The sequence below is a fragment of the Microvirga sp. 2TAF3 genome, assembly GCF_052114965.1.
Classification (GTDB): Bacteria; Pseudomonadota; Alphaproteobacteria; order Rhizobiales; family Beijerinckiaceae; genus Microvirga.
In genome coordinates this window covers 148,529-167,752 of record NZ_JBFRFT010000004.1, presented here as the reverse complement: position 1 = coordinate 167,752, position 19,224 = coordinate 148,529, and the positions used below count along the sequence as shown (strand labels likewise).

Below are 19,224 nucleotides of genomic sequence, written 5' to 3'. Positions count from 1 at the left end.
CGTTACGGCTTTTCGCCATAATCCCCATTAGGGTGTTCAATGGGCCGGGAGACCGCCGGCGGGCACCAGAAAAGCGACGTGATGTTCGGCAGAAAAAAGCAGACTCCTCCCGCTGACATGCCGTCCCAGGACGAGCAGCAGCCGCGTGTCGCGCCGCGCTCGCCGAGCGAGGCGATCAAGCCGATGGCGGCCCCGCCGCCCCCGCCCCGGCTGCGCCGCAAGAGGGGGGGCATGCTGTCCATCTTCAGCGGTCTCATGACCCTATTCATCGCCCTCGCCATCGCCCTGATCTTCGGATACGGCATGGTGGAGCGCGAGGTGACGGCCAAGGGGCCGTTGCAGGAGGACAAGGTTGTTCTCATTCCGCGCAATACCGGCACGAACGAGATCGCGGATATCCTGAAGCAAGAGGGCGTCATCAACCAGCCGCTGCTGTTCGAGGTCTATGCCCTCGTCAACCGGCAGCGCGGTCAGCTCAAGGCCGGCGAGTTTCAGTTCAAGGCCGGGACGAGCGTCGCGGAGGCGATCGACACTCTCGTCCAGGGCAAGGCGATTCTGCATTCCGTCATGATTCCAGAAGGTCTCACGAGTGAGCAGATCCTCTCCCGCCTCTACGAGAACGAGGTCCTGACCGGCGACGTGGCTGAGACCCCGCGGGAAGGAACGCTTCTTCCCGATACCTACAAGTTCGAGCGCGGCACCACACGCCAACAGATCATCAGCTCCATGCAGGCGGCCCATCGCCAGGCCCTGAGTCAGATCTGGCAGCGCCGTTCGCCGGAACTGCCGGTCAAGACGGCTCAGGAGCTGGTGATTCTCGCCTCCATCGTCGAGAAGGAAACCGGCCGCGCCGACGAGCGCACCCGCGTGGCCGGCGTTTTCATCAACCGCCTCATGAAGCGCATGAAGCTGCAATCCGATCCGACCATCGTTTATGGGCTCGTCGGCGGCAAAGGCACGCTTGGACGCGGCATCATGAGGAACGAGATCGAGGCCGCGACGCCCTACAACACTTACGTGATCGAGGGGCTTCCCCCTGGCCCCATCGCCAATCCCGGCCGTGCGGCAATGGAGGCTGTCGCCAATCCTTCACGGACCAAGGACCTGTATTTCGTCGCCGACGGTTCGGGCGGCCATGCTTTCGCTGAAAGCTACGAGCAGCACCAACGCAACGTCACCCGGTGGCGGCAGATCGAGAAAACCCGCGCGACCGACTCGGACGTCGACCGGGCCGATCCCGATGCGGATCTGCGCGGCCAGCTTGCGCCTGCCGGCCCCGGGGCGGCGACCGGCAAGCGCAGCCGTGCTTTCGATGCCAGCGAAGGTACCGACAAGGATCCGCTCAAGAACAAATCCTACGATCTGAACTCCGCCAAGAACGTCCCCACCTTAAGCCAGCCCTGAAGCATTCGAGCCGTTTTTGCCTCAGAGAATGCGGCAATTGAAAGTTTCCCTAAAGCGCATTCCGGTTCGATGACGTCGGAATGCGCTTTAACGGTCCGGCTGCTTGTGGCGCGGCGCGACGAAGATTATGGTCGCGCCGGTTTTCAATCCGCCCGAGGTTCACCGCATGTCGATTGCGAGCATGACCGGCTTCGCCCGTGAGGCCGGCGTCACAGGTCCGTATCAATGGGCCTGGGAAATCAAGACCGTGAACGGTCGCGGGCTCGAGGTGCGCGTGCGAACCCCGTCGGGCCTCGACGCGGTCGGGGAAGAGGCGAGGAGTCAGATTCTCAAGGCCCTCACGCGTGGTCAGGGGCAACTGAACCTAACCCTCACGAGAACCTCCTCCGCGCCGAAGCTGCGGGTCAATCAGGATGTGCTGCAATCCCTTCTCGCCGCCATCGGCGATCTTGCGCTTCCAGACACGGTAAAGCCCGCCTCGCTCGATGGCCTGCTCTCGATTCGCGGCGTCGTCGAGATCGACGAAGGCGGCACCGAGCCGGGGCAGGACGAGGAACTCGTCCCGGCCCTGAAGGCCGGCCTCATGCCGCTGATCGAGGCATTGAAGGGGGCCCGGCTCAAGGAAGGGCAGGCGCTCGCTGCTGTCCTGCGCCAGCAGCTCGATCTGATTTCCGGATTGATCGGCGAGGCCGAGGCTGCTCCCGCCCGCCGGTCTGAGGCGATCCGGGTGCGTCTTGAAACGCAGATTGCCCAGCTCCTCGAAGGTAGGTCGACGCTCGATCCCGCGCGCCTGCATCAGGAGGCGGTGCTGATCGCGGCCCGCGCCGATATCCGGGAAGAGCTCGACCGTCTCTACGCCCATGTGGAGGCCGCACGCGGCCTGCTCGATGAGGGCGGCGCGGTGGGACGGCGGCTCGATTTCCTGGCGCAGGAATTCGGGCGCGAGGCCAATACCCTCTGCGCGAAGGCAAATGATGTTTCCCTGTCGCGGATCGGGCTTGAACTGAAGGCCGTGATCGAGCAGTTCCGCGAGCAGGTTCAGAACGTAGAATAGAATTCGATCATGTCTCGAGGAGACATGATCGAATTCTGAGTTTTTGATATCGCATGATTTTTTCGGAAAACCGAATTCCACTTTTCCGAATCATGCTCTGATGGAGACGGGTGTGGTTGAATTGAAGCGGCGCGGCCTTCTCCTGATCCTGTCCTCGCCCTCGGGCGCGGGTAAATCGACCCTGACGCGCAACCTCGTGCGCGAGGATCGCGGGATCCGCCTGTCGATCTCCGTCACGACGCGCCACAAGCGCCCCTCCGAGATCAACGGGGTGCATTACACCTTCATTGAGAACGTCGGCGATTTCGAGGAGATGCGGGATCGGGGCGACCTTCTCGAATGGGCCCAGGTGCACGGCAATTATTACGGCACGCCGCGCAAGCCCGTGGAGCAGGCTCTCGCCCGCGGCGAAGACGTGATGTTCGATATCGATTGGCAGGGCACCAAGCAGATTGTCGAGAAGATGCGCTCCGACGTGGTGAGCGTCTTCATCCTGCCGCCTTCCATGGCCGAGTTGAAGGCGAGACTGGAACGTCGCGCCGAGGATACGCCGGAGGTCATCGCCCGGCGTCTGCGCAATGCCCGCGACGAGATAGCCCAATGGGCTTCCTACGATTACGTGCTCGTCAACGACGATCTCGACCGCACCTTCAGCGACCTGAAATCGATCCTCGCCTCCGAACGCCTGCGCCGCGAGCGTCAGGTGGAACTCGGAGGCTTCATCGACGAGTTGCTGGCGGCACCGGTGGAGTAGATTGCGGCCATGTCCGCAACGCACGGGCGATGAACCCGACGCACCCTTCGATTCCGAAATCATAGGTCCATTCCGGGCGCGACTGCCGATGTACCGTCGCGGGCGTTCCATTCGGATATTGCGGGAAACGTCACCGCAACCTAATCTGCACATGCTCGCCAATGAGGCGAGTGATGATCTCAGGGCGGGGTGAAAGTCCCCACCGGCGGTAAATGAGCCTTGGCCCATAAGCCCGCGAGCGCTCCTCATCTCAGATGAGGAGGTCAGCAGATTCGGTGTGAATCCGAAGCCGACGGTCATAGTCCGGATGAAAGAGATCGGTTGTTGCGATGCCGCATGCATTTGCGGGCAATCGTCGCTTCCGCATGCCCTGATTCATGTCCAGGTCAGACAAGGAAGCCAACATGAATCAGCTTACAGAACAGCTCGAACGCTTCGAAGGAACGGATCTGCTTCGATCACGAATCGCATTCGTTCAATCCTCCTGGCACAAGGATATCGTCGACCGCTGCCGGGATGCCTTTCTCGATGCGATGGGAGAGGGAGGCGTCAATCGCCTCTCGATCGATCTTTATGAGGTGTCGGGGGCATTCGAGATCCCCTTGCTGGCCAAACGGCTCGCGGAGAGTGATCGCTATCGCGCCGTCGTCGCCTCGGGGTTTGTCGTGGATGGCGGAATATATCGACATGAGTTCGTCGCCGATGCGGTCATTTCCGGTCTCATGCGCGTTCAGCTCGATACGGACGTTCCTGTCCTCTCCGCCGTGCTGACGCCCCAGCACTTTCACGAGCACGACACGCATCGCGACTTCTTCGCCAGTCATTTCGATGTGAAAGGACGTGAAGTTGCCACCGCATGCCTTGCGGTCTTGGATGCATCATATGCGCAACCGCTAGCAAGGTAGTGTCTCCGGGGATTGCCGCAGCCCATGTGGCAATCCCCACATCCTGAAATTTCGGAGCTGGCCAGCTATCTTGATTGAGATTTCGCCCGATCGAAGGCGTTGGCAAGCGCCACATAGCCTTCCACCGGGACGTTCTCGGCCCGGATCGTTTCCTCAAGACCTGCCGTCGCGATGAGAGCCGACGGGTCCGGGGTGATCGATTTGAGGCTTTGCCGCAGCATCTTCCGCCGCTGGCCGAAGGCGGCGCGGGTGACGGTTTCCAGAGCCCTGACGCGGCAGGGCAGAGGCGCCGAACGCGGCGTCAGGTGGACGATGCTCGACGTGATCTTCGGCGGTGGTACGAAGGCGGAGGGCGGTACATCGAAGAGAATACGCGCCTCCGCCCGCCAGCCGCAGAGAACACCGAGGCGACCATAGTCCTTGGGATCGTTCTCGTCGGCGACGATCCGCTCGGCGACCTCTCGCTGGAACATCAGCGTGAGCGATGACCACCAGGGCGGCCATTCTTCTCCAGTGAGCCAGCCGGTCAAAAGCGCCGTGCCGACATTGTAGGGAAGGTTGGAGATGATCCGCACCGTTCCCTCGCCGACCAGAGGCCGCGGATCGAAGGCCAGGGCATCGGCCTCGATCACCTCGAGACGTCCCGGATAACGCTCGGCGATTTCCGCAAGAGCCGGCAAGCAGCGGGAATCGCGCTCGATGGCAATCACCCTGGTGGCGCCCGCGGCCAGGATGGCGCGGGTCAGTCCGCCGGGGCCCGGCCCGACCTCGATGACCGTCGCGCCTTCGAGCGGGCCTGCGGAACGGGCGATGCGGCTCGTCAGGTTGAGATCGAACAGAAAGTTCTGGCCAAGCGATTTCTTGGCCAGGAGGCCATGGGTGCGAACCACCTCGCGCAGAGGCGGCAGATCATCGATCTGGCTCATGCGTCAACGGACCTTGTGGACAGGCGGGCGGCAAGGCGAATGGCGGCCATAAGACTGTCCGGCCGCGCTATGCCCTTGCCCGCGATGTCGAAGGCGGTGCCATGATCCGGCGATGTGCGCACGAAGGGAAGGCCCAGCGTGACGTTGACGGCCTCGTCGAAGGCAATGGTCTTGATCGGGATCAGGGCCTGATCGTGATACATGGCGAGCGCCGCGTCATAGCGGCTGCGGGCACGGGCGTGGAACATGGTGTCCGCGGGGAGGGGGCCAGCAACCTCGATGCCGTCTGCCCGTAAGGCTTCGACAGCAGGAACGATGATTCCGGCATCCTCGCTCCCCATGGTTCCGTTCTCGCCTGCATGGGGGTTGAGGCCCGCCAAGGCGAGGCGCGGGCGGGAAATGCCGAACCGTTCCCGCAGCTCCCGCGCCACGATCCGCCCCGTGCGGACGATCACCTCCGTGGTGAGCGCGGATGGCACGGCCGACAGAGGGATATGCACCGTCACGGGCACCACGGCGAGCTGTTCGCTCCAGAGCATCATCACGGGATGATAGGGCCGGCCACCATCGTCCCTCCCTGCGAGGGCTGCGAGAAACTCCGTATGCCCGGGATGCCCGAAGCCCGCTTCATAGAGCACATGCTTGGAGATGGGATTGGTCACGACGGCCGCACCGGCCCCGCTGCGCACAAGCCCGACGGCCGTCTCGATCGACTCGATCACCGAGCGAGCATAGGTGGAATCGGGCTGGCCTGGTTCGGCGGAGACGGTGGTATCGAGAGGGACGACGGGGAGAGCCCTGTCGAAGATGGAAGCCGCTTCGGCTGTCTCGACCGCTTGGACGGGAGCATTCCACCCGTAAGCTTGCGCAACGCGGGCCAGATGATCGGGATCGGCGACAACGGCGAAGGAGGGAAGGCCGGCTTCCTTGCGTTGAAGCCAGGCCTTCAAGGTCAGTTCCGGTCCGATGCCGGCGGGGTCGCCTTGCGTCAGTAGAAGCGGGCGCTGCGCCGGCTTCGTCACTGGGTGGCTACGCCGTCTTGGGACGATGCGCCCCCATTGAGGTTCTGATTGAACGAAATCTCGCCGAGCGTCCGCAATTCCAGCCGCAGCAGAACCGTATGATTGCGATCCTTTTCGCCGGACGTGACGGCGATGTCGCGGGGAGACACGGAGTAGTTTACCGAGAAGGTTGTGCACTCGTCCACATAGCCCAGGCCGAGCGACATCGAGCTGACGTAGAGCGGGTTCTGACGGTTATATACGGCCGTTGCAGGATTGACGGCAAACTGCGCGGCAAAGGTATCGCGAGCCAGAAGATATCGGTCGAGATCCAGGAGGACCGAGCCGGTAACATACCAGTTCGGCGTCAGATTCCAGGTTCCCGAGGTCAGGATGCCCTCGCGCCGATGAGCGAAACCGATCTCAGGCTGGGCGGCATAGCGGGCATAGGTAATGCCAGCGGAAAACGGGATGTAGGGATTGAAGTTCGCGGTGAGGCCGGCTTCCAGCCGGTTCAGGCCGAAATCATCCTTGTCGAAACGCCCGCGCGTCACGAAGGAGAAGTTCTTGTTGGGCGACAGCTGGAAACGCCCCACATAATCGGAGACCTTGCTGTCGAGACCGGAATTGAGGCCGGTATTCACGAGATCCGGCTTCGCGAAGGAATTCTGTCCGGCAACCTGATAGGATTGGCCGAAGAGGATATTCGCGTAGAAGTCGTTCGCCCCGGTAACCGTATATTGCAGGCCCACATTGGCGCGTGTGCCGCCTTCCGCACGGTCATATCCGGAGAACTTGTCCCAATCGAAGAGCGTAGTGTCCTCGAAGATGAGGCTCTGAGCATCCTCGTTCGGAAGCCTGCCGATTCTGGTTTCGCTCGGACGAGCGATGATCTGTGCGATAGGTTCGAGGGTCTGGGTGCCGGAAGTGCCGAGGCTGGCGACGAAGGGGAAGCGATATTCCAGGCCGACGGCAGGCATGCCCCGGAACAGGAACTCGTCATTGCCGCTGATGAAGTTGGGCAACTCGTTGTTCTGGAAACCCTTCAGGTCCGGATTGACCCAGAACGTATCTCCCCTGAGATAGGTGAACGGCGTCCAGACTTGGCCGACCGGATCAATGAACTCGCGCCGCCACGATAGGTTGAGCGAAGCGCGCGATGTGTTGCCGCTGATGCCGCGCACCAGGCACGACCCTGGCTCGAAGACGGCGCAGGTCTGATAAAGCCCGAAGAGAGTGGTGAGCTGCTGCGGAATTTGCTGGTACTGGGCCGCTTCTCTGCTCAGGCTCGTCACATTCGCATCGATGGTGAACTCGCCGCCGATGCCGGCCGGCGTGATGCGCTTGTTGTAATCGCCAACCGGATGAACGACGGGCTGCTGCTTCTGCCAGTCCGTGCTCGAGAGGCCCTGGAAGTAATAGCCGCGCATGTCGAAGAACGAGCGATCGCCCTGGCCTTGCAGGTATAGGGTCGAAATCGATTCCTTGACGTAGACCGAATTGAGGCTCTCGCTGCGGATGCGATAGTTCTGCAAAAACCACTTGTCCGACAACAGGGCGATATCCCAGCCCCATTTCCAGCGCTCGTTGAGATAGAAAAGGCCCGTCGACTCGAGGGAGCCGCGGTTGGTCCTGTCGCCCGGTCCGAAGGGAGAGACCAGGAAGGCTTCGGGATCGAGCTGAGAGATCCCGGTCGCGCGGATGTTGTAGGTGCCGTTGTCGAGACGATGCCGCCACTCGGCCTGACCGAGAAGGCCCTGGCGGGACATATAGGTAGGCGTGATCGTCAGGTCGTAATTGGGCGCGATGGCCCAGAAGAACGGGATCGAAGCCCCGTAGCCGAGCGAGTTCGAATAGATGTAGCGCGGCGACAGGAAACCGGTCTTGCGCTTGACGGTCGGATCCGGCGTCCAGAAATACGGCAGATAGGCGACGGGAATGCCATAGATCTCGAGCGTCGCATCCTCGTAATAGATCGTCTGCTCGCTGTTGTTGTGAATGATCTTCGCGGCCTTGACCTGCCAGAGCGGCGGCTTTTCCGGATGCTCCTTGCAGGGTTCGCAGGCGGTGTAGGTGCCACGCTCGAAAACGGTCGTTTCTCCCTCGGACCGCTCGGCGCGGGGAGAGGAGAAGCGGGTCGTCACGGGCCTTCCATTGTCGATCGTCGTCTGAACGACCCTAAGCGAATCGATGAAGCCGTTCTTGAAATCGTCCGTGAGCTCGAATCGCGAGCCGGTGGTGACGCCGCCCTTCTCGTCGGTCAGGCGGGCATTGCCTTCGGCGTAAACACGGCCGGTATTCCGGTCATAGGTGACCCGGTCGGCCTGGAGCGTGCGGCCCTGATAATTCAACTGGACGTCGCCGGAGGCCGAGATCGTGTTCTTGTCGTTGTTGTAGATGATTTCCTTGGCGTCGACGAGAAGCCGATCCGTTCCGGAGCCGGATTGTGCCTGGCCGCTGAGCGTCTGGTTAAGGGTTTGCGCAAGCACAGGCGCTGACCCGACGGCACAAAGGAGCGCCATCGCGACCGCAGACATTGCGATCGTTGTCTTGACCCGAACCATCATCGCTCCTTGCAAGGCCTTTCCCGCGAGGACCATCAACCGTCCTCCTGGTACAACAAGGCAAGAGTTCCCAACAAACTGCCTACGACAGCAGGGAACCACGCGGCGACCACCGAACTGATGATCCCGGAGGCTCCAAGCTCCACCATAAGCTCCGTGGCGACATAAAGCATGAAGCCGGCGGCAACGCCACCCAGAACCATCATCGCTACACCGCCAAACCGAAAGAATCTTAACGAAACGGATGCCGCTACGAAAACCATGGCGATGAAGAGGAGAGGACGCGCCAGCAGCACGTCGTAATGGAGGCGATAGGCGGTGGCGTTAAGGTCCGCCTTTTCCAGGCGCTCGATGGTTTCCTTGAGTTTCCAGAAGGGAACGGAATCGGGATCGGTAAAGCTCTGCCGGACCTGGGAGGGCTGCAGGCTGGAGGCGATCAGATAATGGTCGTAGGCCTGGGGTTCCTCGGTCGCGGACAGAACCCGTGCATCCTTGATCTCCCAGAACCCCTCGTGAAGGGTGGCCTCGTTCGCCTCGATTCGCTGGCTGAAAGTCCCTGTCTTATCGAAAGTGTAGACCGTCACGCCGGTCAGGGTCGCCGCATCGGCGATGGAGCCGTCAGCCCGGAAAATGGCCTGGCCATCGATGCTTTTCTGGCGCAGCCACAAGGCCTTGCCGTTGGGCTGGAATGCACGGGCGAAAACCTTGGCCTCTATGGCCGTCGCCCGCTGCTTCAGCATGGCGGAGAGCGGGTTATAGACCGTCACCGAGGCGACGCCGATCACCAGCGCGACAAAAAGCCCGGGCTGCAGGAACTGCCAGGCGGAAATGCCCGCGGCACGGGCGACGACGAGTTCGAGCTTGCGGCTGAGTTGGAGAAGGGTGGCCATGCTGCCGAAGAGAACGGCGAACGGCATGATCTGCTCGGCGATGGCGGGGACCCGGAACAAGGACAGCTGCGCCATCAAGGCGGGGGTCGCCCCCTCCGCGTCGCCGGCCCGGCGCATGAGTTCCACGAAGTCGAGGGTATAGACGAGGGCGAACACGGTAGCGAAGACCAGGAAGATGGTCTTCAGGAATTGCCGTGAAAAATAGGCCCCGAGCGTGGCGCCAATCAGCATGTTCAAGCTTTCTGGACTTTGGCGCCGCGCGACGGAAGCAGGGCGCGGACCACTGAGCGAAGCATTGCCTGCCCGGTTCTGAGGGCTGATCCCTGCAGGATCAGCAACATGGAAATCGCAATCGCCAGCAAGGGAGCGCCATAAACCCCGACGACGGCCCAGGGGGTTCGCACCAGGGCGCTCGAGGCGGCGAAGCCTGCGATACGCAGGATCACCACGCTGAGAACGGCGGCGGCCATGGCCAGGCCGCGGCCCTGGCGGGTCGTGCGCGCCTCGCCCAGCGCCGCGAAGGCAATGACCATCATGGCGAGCGGATAGAGCCAGGCCGAGAGCCGTTCGTGCAGTTCGGCCCGGAAGCGCCCCTCCTGAATTTGATAGAGGAACTCGTTCTTGTCGGGGAAAAGGAGCTGGGTCGTGCTGCGCTCGCGTGGCTTGTAGACGATATCCCCGTTTTCCTCGTTGAAGGCGGCGAGATCGACCGCGTAGCGCTCGAAGGCGACGATGGACGAATCGCGGCTGTTCGGCTCCTTCCGCTGGACGCTGCCCTTCTCGAGCACAAGATAGGCCTGCCCGTTCGATTCGATCGTCTGCCCCCGTTCCGCAAGGTAGACGACAGCCTTGTCCTTCACCCTCTGGTCCTGCATGAAAATGCCCAGGAGAGCATCACCCGACCGCTCGCGATAATGGAAGGTAATGCCGTTATCGAGGGTGATGAACTGGCCTTCCTTGGCCATGGTCGCGACGAAATCGGCGCGGATCTTGGTCACCAGGTTGCGGAGTTCCTGGAAGCTCGCGGGCATGATGTAGACCGTGATGATTCCGACCACGAAGCAGACGAAGGCCGCGAGGGCGAGGAAGGGCCGGAGGAGGCGCCGGGGCGGCATGCCGGCCGCGCTCATGACGATCAGCTCCGAATCGCCGTTGAGCTTGTTGAGGGCGTAAAGAGTCGCGAGGAACAGGGCGACCGGTGAAATCACGTTGATCAGGGCAGGCAGGGACAGGCCGGTCACCGTGAAAAAGATGAACAGCGTCTGGCCCTTACCGGTCAGAAGGTCGAGCTCGCGTAGCGCCTGCGTGATCCAGATCACGCCCGTCAGGGCGATCAGACACGCGGCGAACGCGGAAAATGTGATTTTCAGGATGTAACGTTCGAGAAGTGTCATGAAGCCCTTCGCCGCCGGCGCCTTGACCTTGGGTACTCTGTCGCAAGCCTCCAAGGCAAGGCCGGGGGATTTTCAACAGCTTGAGATTGCGCCGCTTTCGCGGCAATGCTGCGTGATCCTGCGGGCGATTTGATATATGTCACCAAAAGGTCGCAGCCGGGCTTACCGGTTCAGTCAATGGTCAGATAAGAGGGTTTCATGGCCGACAGCGTAAAGATTGACTTTCAGGCTCATGGCGCGGTCGAGGGCGGCGATCTCATCGTCTTCGTCGACGAAAATCTCAAGCTTGCGCCTGCTGTCGCCAAGCAATTGGGCCCGAAGGCCGTCGACCTGATCGCGAAGGCCGCGGAAGTCGAGAGCTTCAAGGGCAAGGTCAAGTCGGCCATGACCATTGCTGCCCCATCCGCCCTTTCCGCCGACAGGCTGATCGTGATCGGCGTCGGCGGCGAGAAGGATCGGCAGAATCCCGACTGGGTCCAGCTGGGCGGCCTCGTCGCCGGCAGGGCCTCGGCCAAGATAGCGACCGCGGTGCTCGATCTGCCGGGAATCGAGGTCACTCCCGACGGGATCGCCGATATGGCGCTCGGCGTCCGCCTCCGCCGCTACAGCTTCGACCGCTACAAGACGAAGAAGGACGAGAACAAGACCGACGGCACGGGGAGCTTCGTCTTTACCGTGCCGGATCCGGCTGCCGCTAAGAAGGTTCACAAAGCCCGCGATGGGGTCGCCACCGGCGTGATCATGGCGCGCGATCTCGTCAACGAGCCGCCGAACGTCCTGGGGCCGCAGGAATTCGCTGCGCGGGCGGAGGCCTTGAGCAAGCTCGGGGTCGAGGTCGAGATTTTCGACGAAAAAGCCATGCAGAAGCTCGGCATGCGCGCGCTTCTCGGAGTCGGGCAGGGCTCCACCCGTGGCAGCCGCGTCGCCATCATGCGCTGGAACGGCGGCAAGGCCGGAGCCCAGCCCATCGCCTTCATCGGCAAGGGTGTCGTCTTCGATTCCGGCGGCATCTCGATCAAGCCCGGCGGCGGCATGGAGGACATGAAGGGCGACATGGCCGGCGCGGCCTGCGTCGTGGGCCTCATGCATGCGCTTGCCAGCCGCAAGGCAAAGGCGAACGTGGTCGGCGCCATCGGCCTCGTCGAGAACATGCCGGACGGCAACGCCCAGCGTCCCGGCGACATCGTCACCACCCTGTCGGGTCAGACCATCGAGATCATCAACACGGATGCCGAAGGGCGTCTCGTGCTGGCGGATGTGCTCTGGTACGTGCAGGATCGCTTCAAGCCGAAATTCATGATCGACCTCGCGACCCTGACCGGCGCGATTCTCGTGGCGCTCGCCCAGGAATATGCCGGCCTCTTCGCCAACAACGATGAGTTGGCTCAGCGCATTACCGCGGCAGGGCAGGCGACCGGCGAGCGCGTGTGGCGCATGCCGCTCGGCCCGGAATTCGACAAGATGATCGAGTCGAAATTCGCCGACATGAAGAACTCGGCGGGCCGCCATGGCGGTTCGAGCACGGCGGCGGCGCTTCTCCAGAAATTCGTGAACGACGTTCCCTGGGCGCATCTCGACATCGCGGGCACCGCCATGGGCTCGCCGCAGACCGAGGTCAACAAGGGCTGGAGTTCCGGCTGGGGCGTGCGCCTGCTCGACCGCCTCGTGCGCGATCACTACGAAAGCTGAGAATGATCATCGAAGGGGACCTCATGGGGGCGTCTATCCGCGCCGCAATGAAATGTAGGCGTTCATGACCGAGGTCCTTTTCTATCATCTCCAGCAGCAGCCTCTCGAGGCCGTGCTACCCACACTCCTTCAGAAGACGCTGGAGCGCGGGTGGCGCGCGGTCGTCCAGGCGACGACGGAGGAGCGGATGTCCGCTCTCGACGATCACCTCTGGACATTCACCGACGAGAGCTTCCTGCCGCACGGCACGGACCGCGAGGCTCATGCGGCGGACCAGCCCGTGCTGATCACTTTGAGCGGCGACAATCCGAACGGCGCATCCATCCGCTTCCTCGTCGAGGGCGCGGATCTGCCGGGCGATATGTCCGCCTATCAGAGAATCGCGATATTGTTCGACGGCAACGACGTTCAGGCCCTGGCCCTGGCGCGCGATCAATGGCGCGCGGTGAAGGAGGGCGGGTACGACGCAACCTATTGGCAGCAGGACGAGCGCGGGCGCTGGCAGCGCAAGGCCTAAGCATCGGACCCAAAAGTGGTCTCCACTTTTGGGATCAATCCGATGCTCATTTCCTTAAGCAGCGCATCGTGCGGAAAACCAGGTCCACTTTTCCGCACGATGCGCTGAAACCCATTTCCTTCGCCTCGGAACGGAGGCCGTGTTCTTCCGTTTCAACGAAGCCATGAGGATGATCGTGATGAGCCGGATCCTGCGTTCCCCCCTGCTTGCCGCCCTTTGCCTGTCCCTTGCCTTGCCCCTTGCCGCCCAGGCCCTGGAGCGGGCCGCTCAGGGAGGAAGGGAGCAGGCCCCGCAGGAACAGCGCCGCCAGCGCCCGGAGGGGGAGGCGCAGCGTCTGCCGCCCGAATCCGTCACCCGCCACACCCTCGAGCTTCCCAATCGGACTTTGCAGCTGACCGCGACGGCGGGCAGCCTGACCCTGACGGACATGCAGGGTACGCCGCAGGCGGAAATCGGCTTCGTGGCCTATACGCGCGACGATTCCGATCCCGCGACGCGGCCCGTCACCTTCGCCGTGAACGGGGGGCCGGGAGCCTCTTCCGCTTACCTGAACCTTCTCGCCATCGGTCCTTGGCGGCTTCCCCTCGATGGGCCGACGATCAGTCCCTCGGCACCGCCCTCCCTGGTGCCGAACGCGGAGACCTGGCTCGATTTCACGGATCTCGTCTTCATCGATCCGCCGGGAACGGGCTATAGCCGCGTCATCGGCGGCGATCAGGTCCGGGAGCGCTTCTATTCCGTGCAGGGCGACATCGAAGGCCTCGCCGCCTTCGTCACGCGCTGGCTGAAGGAGAAGAACCGGCTCGCCTCGCCGAAATTCCTCGTCGGCGAGAGTTATGGCGGGTTTCGCGGGCCCTTGCTCGCCCAAAAACTCCAGAGCGACCAGGGCATCGGCCTGAGCGCCCTTGTTCTCGTATCGCCCGTTCTCGATTTCAACTGGCTCGATCAACGCTCGCACGCGCCTTGGACCGATGCGGCGCGCCTGCCTTCCATGGCGGCCGCGGCGCTCGCTCGACGTGGGCCCGTCACGCGGGAGGCCTTGCAGGACGCCGAGCGCTACGCCTCAGGCGAGTACCTCGTCGATCTCATGCGCGGCGTTCAGGACAAGGAGGCGGTGGAGCGCATCAGCCGCCGCGTCGCCGAGCTGACAGGACTCAGCCCGGACCTCACGCGACGTCTTGCGGGACGTATCGATACGCGAACCTTCCAAAGGGAAATGCGGCGCCAGTCGAGCGAGGTCGTCAGCGCCTACGACGCGAATGTGGCGGGTGCCGATCCGGACCCGAACGCCTATGCCGCGCGGTTCGAGGATCCGGTCCTGACCGCCATGACGGCGCCCTTGACGAGCGCCATGATCGATCATCTCACGCGGACCCTGAACTACAAGGCCGAGGGTCGCTACAACCTCCTGAACGAAAGCGTGAGCCGGGCCTGGCGCTGGGGCGGCGGGCGCAACGCGCCCGAGAATACCGATGAGCTGAAGAGTGCTCTTGCGCTCGACGGCAAGATGCGCGTTCTGGTCGTGCATGGCTTCACCGATCTCGTCACGCCCTATTACGCGAACCAGCTTCTGCTGAACCAGATTCCCAATCTCGGCCCCGAGAGGCGTCTGTCGCTCAAGGTTTACGACGGCGGTCACATGTTCTATTCGCGCAATGCATCGCGGCAGGCTTTCCGAAGCGATGTGCAGAGGCTTTTCGACGAGGCCCTGCAAGCGCGGGCCGCTGCCAACAGGGACTGAAACAGGATGCGCATGAAGCTTGTATCGACGCTGGCCTTCGTGACTCTCGGGCTTGCGGCTTGCAATGGCGGCCGAACGGAGCCCCCCATGGCCGCCGCGTCAACGCCGATGTCCTTGCCGGCGCCCCCGGCCGCTCCAGCCTTTTCGGGTCCGGTCCTCAGTCCCGACGGGCGATGCACGGAAACGGCTTCCGGCACGGCGGCCGTGATCGAGCCCGGCATCGGCGAATGCGATCTGGTGCGCCTGAAGGGCAGGGCGCCGACGGACGTGCTTGTCGGCGAAAGCGGCAAGGGACAGCGCGAGGTGCAGGTGCTCTATTCGGAGCCCGGCGGCCGCGAGCTCTATTTCTTCGTCAACAACAGGCTCGACCGCGTGCTGAAGTAGAGCGGGCCCTCGCCCTCTGTGTCACCCCCGGCGCCGCAGGCGCGGGAAGGGGATCCAGGGGAAACGCCGAGGGTGGCTGTGTATCCCGAGGCATGTATCGCCAGGATAGACCATTGGGTGGACGCTATCGGGAAAAGGCTTACTTCCAACGTGTCTTGCACATTTCCGGCAACGCGAACCACAGGCCGCCAGGATCTTCATCCTTGGCGCCGTTCGCCAGCCACTCGCGCACGACGTTGTCGATAATATCTTGAGGTTTCGAGCCATATTGCTTCTGTTCGATCCAGAAATAACCCGTATCGCCGCCGCCGACGACCGGCACCGCGCTGCGTGACAGCAACTCGGCGATGCAGCGGCGCACGAAATCGGTCAGCGCCTCGCCTTCGAGCTTAAAACCATGCCTTCCCCCGGGAACGATCTGCCACATGCCAACGGCATCGATCGGCAGTTCGTCGGCGACACTTTTGATATGTTCGCTCATCGGAGTTCCGTAATACCAATGTTTCGGCTCTTGGCTCATTTCTGATGCACCTTGTGTCCGTTGGGGACGAGTGGGTTGTTGCTCCGGATGACATCAAGCGTTACGCCATACCTCTCACTCCATCGAACGCCAAAAATGGACCCGTCCGGCTGCCGATACCATTGACCTAGGTAACCTGCCGAGGACGGAACGACCTGAGAACCAGGAGTGACGGCCACCAGCAATTCTCGGAATTCCGAGGGTGGGACGGTGTAAGTGCCATCCGAGCGCGCTCCGGTCGCGAGTGGAGAAGTCTGCCCTATCGGCCGGCAAACAGGCTCCTGTGCCCGTAGCTCCTGCAGGCGCGCAGTGGCTTGCAGTGCGATGGCCTGATTGGCCAGAATCTCGCCCTCGACGCTTTCGGAGATGCTAGGCCGTGGTCTCCAGTTCGGATCGCGTCGCTGGACTTCGCGCACGAGGGCCGTTGCATGGGCTTCCGTCGTCGCAAGAAGTGTTTCCTGATAGGGACTGGTTGTGAGAGTCCGCCCTCCAACGACGCGGGCTCCTCCGCTTCGGCGGGCGGGCCAATTAACGGCCTCGACGCGGGCCTCGCCATCGCCACCTTCGCCCACCCACTGCCCGCCATTGGGACTCCCCGCCGGGGCGCGCGGCTGGCTCGGGTTGAAGCGCTTGAGCGCGAGGGCGAGGCGCAGGCGTCGCAGTTCCAGTTGGGCGATGGCGAAAGCCCGGCGGGCTCCCAGCAAGTCCCGCTGCATCGAAGACGAAAGGGACATAAACAATCCATCGGTTCTAAAATAGATATTTATTCTTAGAACAAATAAAGAACATTGTCAAGCTTGCACTGCCAAGCGCCAAAGCAAAGGCCGCGCCGCAGGCGTGGATGGCAGGTGCGAGGCCGGCCATGGCGACGGGGGACGAGGACAAGCCAGGAAGCGGACTGCGCTTCGTTTCAAGAAGGCGTCAGCGTCGCCATTTCGCGGCATCGACTTCCGGTTCGCCGTGAAAGCGGCGCTGCATGCGGATGGCGATGCGCCGTGCGGCGCCATGGGCGTGGAAGAGCTTTTCCTGGAGGTCGTCGAACGCCTTCAAATCCCGCTCGCTCGGCCTGTCATCGATATCGCGCCAATGGGCGCGGATGATGCCGATGGCCTCGTCGACGAGGCGCATCGCCCGGGCGAGCGGCGGCTTCTATTTGCGACGGAAAAGCATGACGGCGCTCCCTTGCCCTTAGGCGGTGACGACCATCAGCGGCGCTGGTGGTCGGAGAGCTAGAAAACCGCCGGTAGACGGCTGCGATGACCTTTAGGCTTGCGCCCTGGACATGCGCCAACGCCTCCCCGGCCATAGCTGGGAAGGCACCGTTGCGGCCGATGCCAGCCGCCTAACGAGGGAATTCTAGGCCCCGGAGTCGGCTGCGGCCGGCTCCGGCGATGCAAGGGGAGCTGCCTATGGCGCCGACGCAGACTCGATCTCGCCGCTGACGCTCAGCCATTCCTCCTCGACGGAGGCGAGCGTCTCGGCGACCTCGGCGCGCATCCTGGAAAGCTCGGTCGCCTTTGCCGGATCCTTCTGGAAGGCGGTGCCGTCCGCGAGCGCCGCATCCACCTTGCCGATGACATCCGTCAGCTTCGTCATGCGGGCTTCGAGCGCTTCGAGCTTCTTCCGCAAGGGGGCGAGCGCGACACGACGCTCCGCCGCTACGCGGCGCTCGTCCGCTTTCGAAGAACCGGATGCCTGTTCCTTGTCCGGACGCTTCTGGAGATCGAGTTCTCCCGAGAGCACGAGCTGTCGGTAATCATCCATGTCGCCGTCGAAAGGCTTCACGGTGCCGTTGCCGACGATCCAGAGCCGGTCGGCGCAGGCCTCGATCAGGAAGCGGTCGTGGCTGACGAGAATGACCGCGCCCGTATAATCGTTGATGGCTTCCATCAGTGCGGTGCGGCTGTCGATGTCGAGATGGTTCGTCGGCTCGTCGAGGATGAGCAGGTTGGGACCGTTGAAGGCCGCCAGCCCCATGAGAAGACGCGCCTTCTCGCCGCCGGACAGGGAGGAGACGGGTGTGTCCGCCTTCGCGCCGGGAAAGCCGAAGCGGGCGGCGCGGGCGCGGGCCTTCGCGATCGGAGCGTCCGGCATGAGGGCCGCGACATGCTCATAGGCGGTCGCTGTCGGATTCAGCTCGTCGACCTGATGCTGGGCGAAATAGGCCACCTCCATCTTGGACGGCCAGCGAATGTCTCCCTTCATCGGCGCGAGCCGCCCCCCGATGAGCTTGCAGAAGGTCGATTTGCCGTTGCCATTGGCGCCGAGTAGGGCGATGCGGTCGTCCGGCTGGATCGTCAGGTTCAGGCGGTCCAGGATCGTTCTGTCCCCATAGCCGACCGCGGCGCTTTCGACGGCGATTAGGGGCGGAGCCAGGGGACGTTCGGGGCCGGGCAGGTCGAAGGCGAGGACGTCGTCCTCGACGATGGTCGTCACCGGTTCGAGCTTCGCCAGTCTCTTGACCCGGGACTGTGCCTGGCGGGCCTTGGAGGCCTTGGCCTTGAAGCGGTCGATGAAGGCCTGGAGATGCTTTCGCTCCGCATCCTGCTTCGCCTTCATCTTCGCCGTCAGCTCGCGCTTCTCGGCCAGTTGCTTGGCAAATGAAGTGTAGCCGCCGCGATAGATCGTCAGCTTGCCCCGGTCGAGATGAAGGATGTGGTTGACGGAGGTGTCGAGCAGCTCACGGTCGTGGCTGATGACCAGGACGGTATGCGGATAGCGGCCTAAGTAATCGTAGAGCCAGAGGGTCCCTTCGAGGTCGAGATAGTTGGTCGGCTCGTCGAGAAGCAGCAGGTCCGGCTCGGAAAAGAGCACGGCAGCCAGCGCCACACGCATGCGCCACCCGCCTGAGAACGACGAGCAGGACCGGTTCTGCGCCTCGGCATCGAAGCCGAGGCCGTGGAGAATGGCGGCCGCCCGGGCCGGGGCGGAATATGCGCCGATATCGGTCAGGCGCGTCTCGATCTCTGCCCTGCGGAAGCCATCCGCCGTCTCGGCCTCGGCGAGAAGAGCGGTGCGTTCCTTATCCGCTGCAAGCACAACTTCAATGAGGGTATCCGGGCCGCCCGGCGCTTCTTGGGCCACCGCTCCGACCCGGACGCCGCGGGGAAGGGCGATATCGCCGCTCTCGGGCGAAACCTCGCCCTGGAGAATGCGGAAAAGGGTCGTCTTGCCGGCGCCGTTTCTCCCCACCAGCCCGACTTTGCTGCCGGTTGGGAGGGCAAAGGAGGCATGGTCCAGGATCGTCCGTCCTGCGATACGGTAGGTGAGGTCATTCGCGTGAAGCATGGCGCCTTGTGGCCTGCCATCATGCCTCTGACAAGGCAAAAGCAGGATTTTCAGGGCTTTTCCATGGTGCCTCTGAAAGGTCCTATGTACAGAGAGCCTTCTGCTTCACTTGACTTTGTAAAGTAATCACACCACAGAAGCGGCCGAAATAATTGAAGCTGCCGTACTTCGTTCCCGCGCAAGACGGGGGGTA

Annotated in this window: 18 protein-coding genes and 1 riboswitch; of the genes, 9 read left to right on the top strand and 9 right to left on the bottom strand. The window is 62.9% G+C overall.

Annotated elements, in window-relative coordinates:
- Positions 1-81: 81 nt before the first annotated feature.
- The 4 genes from mltG to AB4Y97_RS06280 all read left to right on the top strand — a co-directional run bounded on the left by mltG (position 82) and on the right by AB4Y97_RS06280 (position 4,117).
- Positions 82-1,404 (top strand): endolytic transglycosylase MltG, encoded by a 1,323-nt coding sequence (gene mltG, locus AB4Y97_RS06295; RefSeq protein WP_441998162.1) that lies wholly within the window; start codon positions 82-84, stop codon positions 1,402-1,404.
- Positions 1,405-1,570: 166 nt separating this feature from the next.
- Positions 1,571-2,458: a YicC/YloC family endoribonuclease gene (locus AB4Y97_RS06290; RefSeq protein WP_441998161.1), complete on the top strand. Its 888-nt coding sequence runs from the start codon at positions 1,571-1,573 to the stop codon at positions 2,456-2,458.
- A gap of 100 nt (positions 2,459-2,558) precedes the next feature.
- The gene (gene gmk / locus AB4Y97_RS06285; protein ID WP_441998160.1) at positions 2,559-3,212 is read left to right on the top strand and encodes a guanylate kinase; all 654 of its coding nucleotides are present in this window, start codon (positions 2,559-2,561) and stop codon (positions 3,210-3,212) included.
- 171 nt (positions 3,213-3,383) lie between these two features.
- Positions 3,384-3,535, top strand: a riboswitch (FMN riboswitch).
- Positions 3,536-3,616: 81 nt separating this feature from the next.
- A complete protein-coding gene (locus AB4Y97_RS06280) occupies positions 3,617-4,117 on the top strand; it encodes a 6,7-dimethyl-8-ribityllumazine synthase (protein ID WP_441998159.1) in 501 nt (166 codons plus the stop codon).
- Positions 4,118-4,182: 65 nt separating this feature from the next.
- Here the strand turns inward: AB4Y97_RS06280 and rsmA are convergent, their stop codons facing one another.
- Genes rsmA through lptF form a run of 5 tightly spaced genes read right to left on the bottom strand, consistent with a single transcriptional unit; the run spans position 4,183 to position 10,892 of the window.
- Positions 4,183-5,043, bottom strand: a complete 861-nt coding sequence (gene rsmA, locus AB4Y97_RS06275) for a 16S rRNA (adenine(1518)-N(6)/adenine(1519)-N(6))-dimethyltransferase RsmA (protein WP_441998158.1) — start codon at positions 5,041-5,043, stop codon at positions 4,183-4,185.
- Positions 5,040-6,065: a 4-hydroxythreonine-4-phosphate dehydrogenase PdxA gene (gene pdxA / locus AB4Y97_RS06270; protein WP_441998157.1), complete on the bottom strand. Its 1,026-nt coding sequence runs from the start codon at positions 6,063-6,065 to the stop codon at positions 5,040-5,042. The genes rsmA and pdxA overlap by 4 nt, the downstream gene beginning before the upstream one ends.
- Positions 6,062-8,611 (bottom strand): LPS-assembly protein LptD, encoded by a 2,550-nt coding sequence (locus tag AB4Y97_RS06265; RefSeq protein WP_441998156.1) that lies wholly within the window; start codon positions 8,609-8,611, stop codon positions 6,062-6,064. Before AB4Y97_RS06265 ends, pdxA begins: the two co-directional genes overlap by 4 nt.
- 32 nt (positions 8,612-8,643) lie before the next feature.
- Positions 8,644-9,729 carry an LPS export ABC transporter permease LptG gene (gene lptG, locus AB4Y97_RS06260; RefSeq protein WP_441998155.1) on the bottom strand — a complete coding sequence of 362 codons (1,086 nt, stop codon included), beginning with the start codon at positions 9,727-9,729 and terminating at the stop codon, positions 8,644-8,646.
- A gap of 2 nt (positions 9,730-9,731) precedes the next feature.
- Entirely contained in the window at positions 9,732-10,892 is a 1,161-nt protein-coding gene (gene lptF, locus AB4Y97_RS06255) for an LPS export ABC transporter permease LptF (protein ID WP_441998154.1), read from the bottom strand.
- Here lptF and AB4Y97_RS06250 point away from each other — a divergent pair.
- From AB4Y97_RS06250 to AB4Y97_RS06230, 5 genes are all read left to right on the top strand, one after another.
- Positions 10,891-11,025: a hypothetical protein gene (locus tag AB4Y97_RS06250; protein WP_441998153.1), complete on the top strand. Its 135-nt coding sequence runs from the start codon at positions 10,891-10,893 to the stop codon at positions 11,023-11,025. The two genes, lptF and AB4Y97_RS06250, sit on opposite strands and share 2 nt — an antisense overlap.
- Before the next feature lie 65 nt (positions 11,026-11,090).
- Positions 11,091-12,581 (top strand): leucyl aminopeptidase, encoded by a 1,491-nt coding sequence (locus AB4Y97_RS06245; protein ID WP_441998152.1) that lies wholly within the window; start codon positions 11,091-11,093, stop codon positions 12,579-12,581.
- 64 nt (positions 12,582-12,645) lie between these two features.
- A complete protein-coding gene (locus AB4Y97_RS06240; protein WP_441998151.1) occupies positions 12,646-13,098 on the top strand; it encodes a DNA polymerase III subunit chi in 453 nt (150 codons plus the stop codon).
- Positions 13,099-13,276: 178 nt separating this feature from the next.
- Positions 13,277-14,839: a S10 family peptidase gene (locus AB4Y97_RS06235; protein WP_441998150.1), complete on the top strand. Its 1,563-nt coding sequence runs from the start codon at positions 13,277-13,279 to the stop codon at positions 14,837-14,839.
- A gap of 12 nt (positions 14,840-14,851) precedes the next feature.
- Positions 14,852-15,223, top strand: a complete 372-nt coding sequence (locus AB4Y97_RS06230) for a hypothetical protein (RefSeq protein WP_441998149.1) — start codon at positions 14,852-14,854, stop codon at positions 15,221-15,223.
- A gap of 139 nt (positions 15,224-15,362) precedes the next feature.
- Here the strand turns inward: AB4Y97_RS06230 and AB4Y97_RS06225 are convergent, their stop codons facing one another.
- The 4 genes from AB4Y97_RS06225 to AB4Y97_RS06210 all read right to left on the bottom strand — a co-directional run bounded on the left by AB4Y97_RS06225 (position 15,363) and on the right by AB4Y97_RS06210 (position 19,031).
- On the bottom strand, positions 15,363-15,704 hold the full coding sequence (locus AB4Y97_RS06225) for a hypothetical protein (RefSeq protein ID WP_441998148.1): 342 nt from the start codon (positions 15,702-15,704) through the stop codon (positions 15,363-15,365).
- 35 nt (positions 15,705-15,739) lie between these two features.
- Positions 15,740-16,477 (bottom strand): hypothetical protein, encoded by a 738-nt coding sequence (locus tag AB4Y97_RS06220; protein ID WP_441998147.1) that lies wholly within the window; start codon positions 16,475-16,477, stop codon positions 15,740-15,742.
- 187 nt (positions 16,478-16,664) lie between these two features.
- Positions 16,665-16,871, bottom strand: a complete 207-nt coding sequence (locus tag AB4Y97_RS06215; RefSeq protein WP_441998146.1) for a hypothetical protein — start codon at positions 16,869-16,871, stop codon at positions 16,665-16,667.
- Positions 16,872-17,150: 279 nt separating this feature from the next.
- On the bottom strand, positions 17,151-19,031 hold the full coding sequence (locus AB4Y97_RS06210; protein ID WP_441998145.1) for an ABC-F family ATP-binding cassette domain-containing protein: 1,881 nt from the start codon (positions 19,029-19,031) through the stop codon (positions 17,151-17,153).
- Between the last annotated feature and the right edge of the window lie 193 nt (positions 19,032-19,224).

Coding starts and splice junctions, on each gene's coding strand:
- mltG (WP_441998162.1), top strand. CDS start 82: ATGTTCGGCAGAAAAAAGCAGACTCCTCCCGCTGACATGCCGTCCCAG.
- AB4Y97_RS06290 (WP_441998161.1), top strand. CDS start 1,571: ATGTCGATTGCGAGCATGACCGGCTTCGCCCGTGAGGCCGGCGTCACA.
- gmk (WP_441998160.1), top strand. CDS start 2,559: ATGGAGACGGGTGTGGTTGAATTGAAGCGGCGCGGCCTTCTCCTGATC.
- AB4Y97_RS06280 (WP_441998159.1), top strand. CDS start 3,617: ATGAATCAGCTTACAGAACAGCTCGAACGCTTCGAAGGAACGGATCTG.
- rsmA (WP_441998158.1), bottom strand. CDS start 5,043: ATGAGCCAGATCGATGATCTGCCGCCTCTGCGCGAGGTGGTTCGCACC.
- AB4Y97_RS06265 (WP_441998156.1), bottom strand. CDS start 8,611: ATGATGGTTCGGGTCAAGACAACGATCGCAATGTCTGCGGTCGCGATG.
- lptG (WP_441998155.1), bottom strand. CDS start 9,729: ATGCTGATTGGCGCCACGCTCGGGGCCTATTTTTCACGGCAATTCCTG.
- AB4Y97_RS06250 (WP_441998153.1), top strand. CDS start 10,891: ATGAAGCCCTTCGCCGCCGGCGCCTTGACCTTGGGTACTCTGTCGCAA.
- lptF (WP_441998154.1), bottom strand. CDS start 10,892: ATGACACTTCTCGAACGTTACATCCTGAAAATCACATTTTCCGCGTTC.
- AB4Y97_RS06245 (WP_441998152.1), top strand. CDS start 11,091: ATGGCCGACAGCGTAAAGATTGACTTTCAGGCTCATGGCGCGGTCGAG.
- AB4Y97_RS06240 (WP_441998151.1), top strand. CDS start 12,646: ATGACCGAGGTCCTTTTCTATCATCTCCAGCAGCAGCCTCTCGAGGCC.
- AB4Y97_RS06235 (WP_441998150.1), top strand. CDS start 13,277: ATGAGCCGGATCCTGCGTTCCCCCCTGCTTGCCGCCCTTTGCCTGTCC.
- AB4Y97_RS06230 (WP_441998149.1), top strand. CDS start 14,852: ATGAAGCTTGTATCGACGCTGGCCTTCGTGACTCTCGGGCTTGCGGCT.
- AB4Y97_RS06225 (WP_441998148.1), bottom strand. CDS start 15,704: ATGAGCGAACATATCAAAAGTGTCGCCGACGAACTGCCGATCGATGCC.
- AB4Y97_RS06220 (WP_441998147.1), bottom strand. CDS start 16,477: ATGTCCCTTTCGTCTTCGATGCAGCGGGACTTGCTGGGAGCCCGCCGG.
- AB4Y97_RS06215 (WP_441998146.1), bottom strand. CDS start 16,871: ATGCGCCTCGTCGACGAGGCCATCGGCATCATCCGCGCCCATTGGCGC.
- AB4Y97_RS06210 (WP_441998145.1), bottom strand. CDS start 19,031: ATGCTTCACGCGAATGACCTCACCTACCGTATCGCAGGACGGACGATC.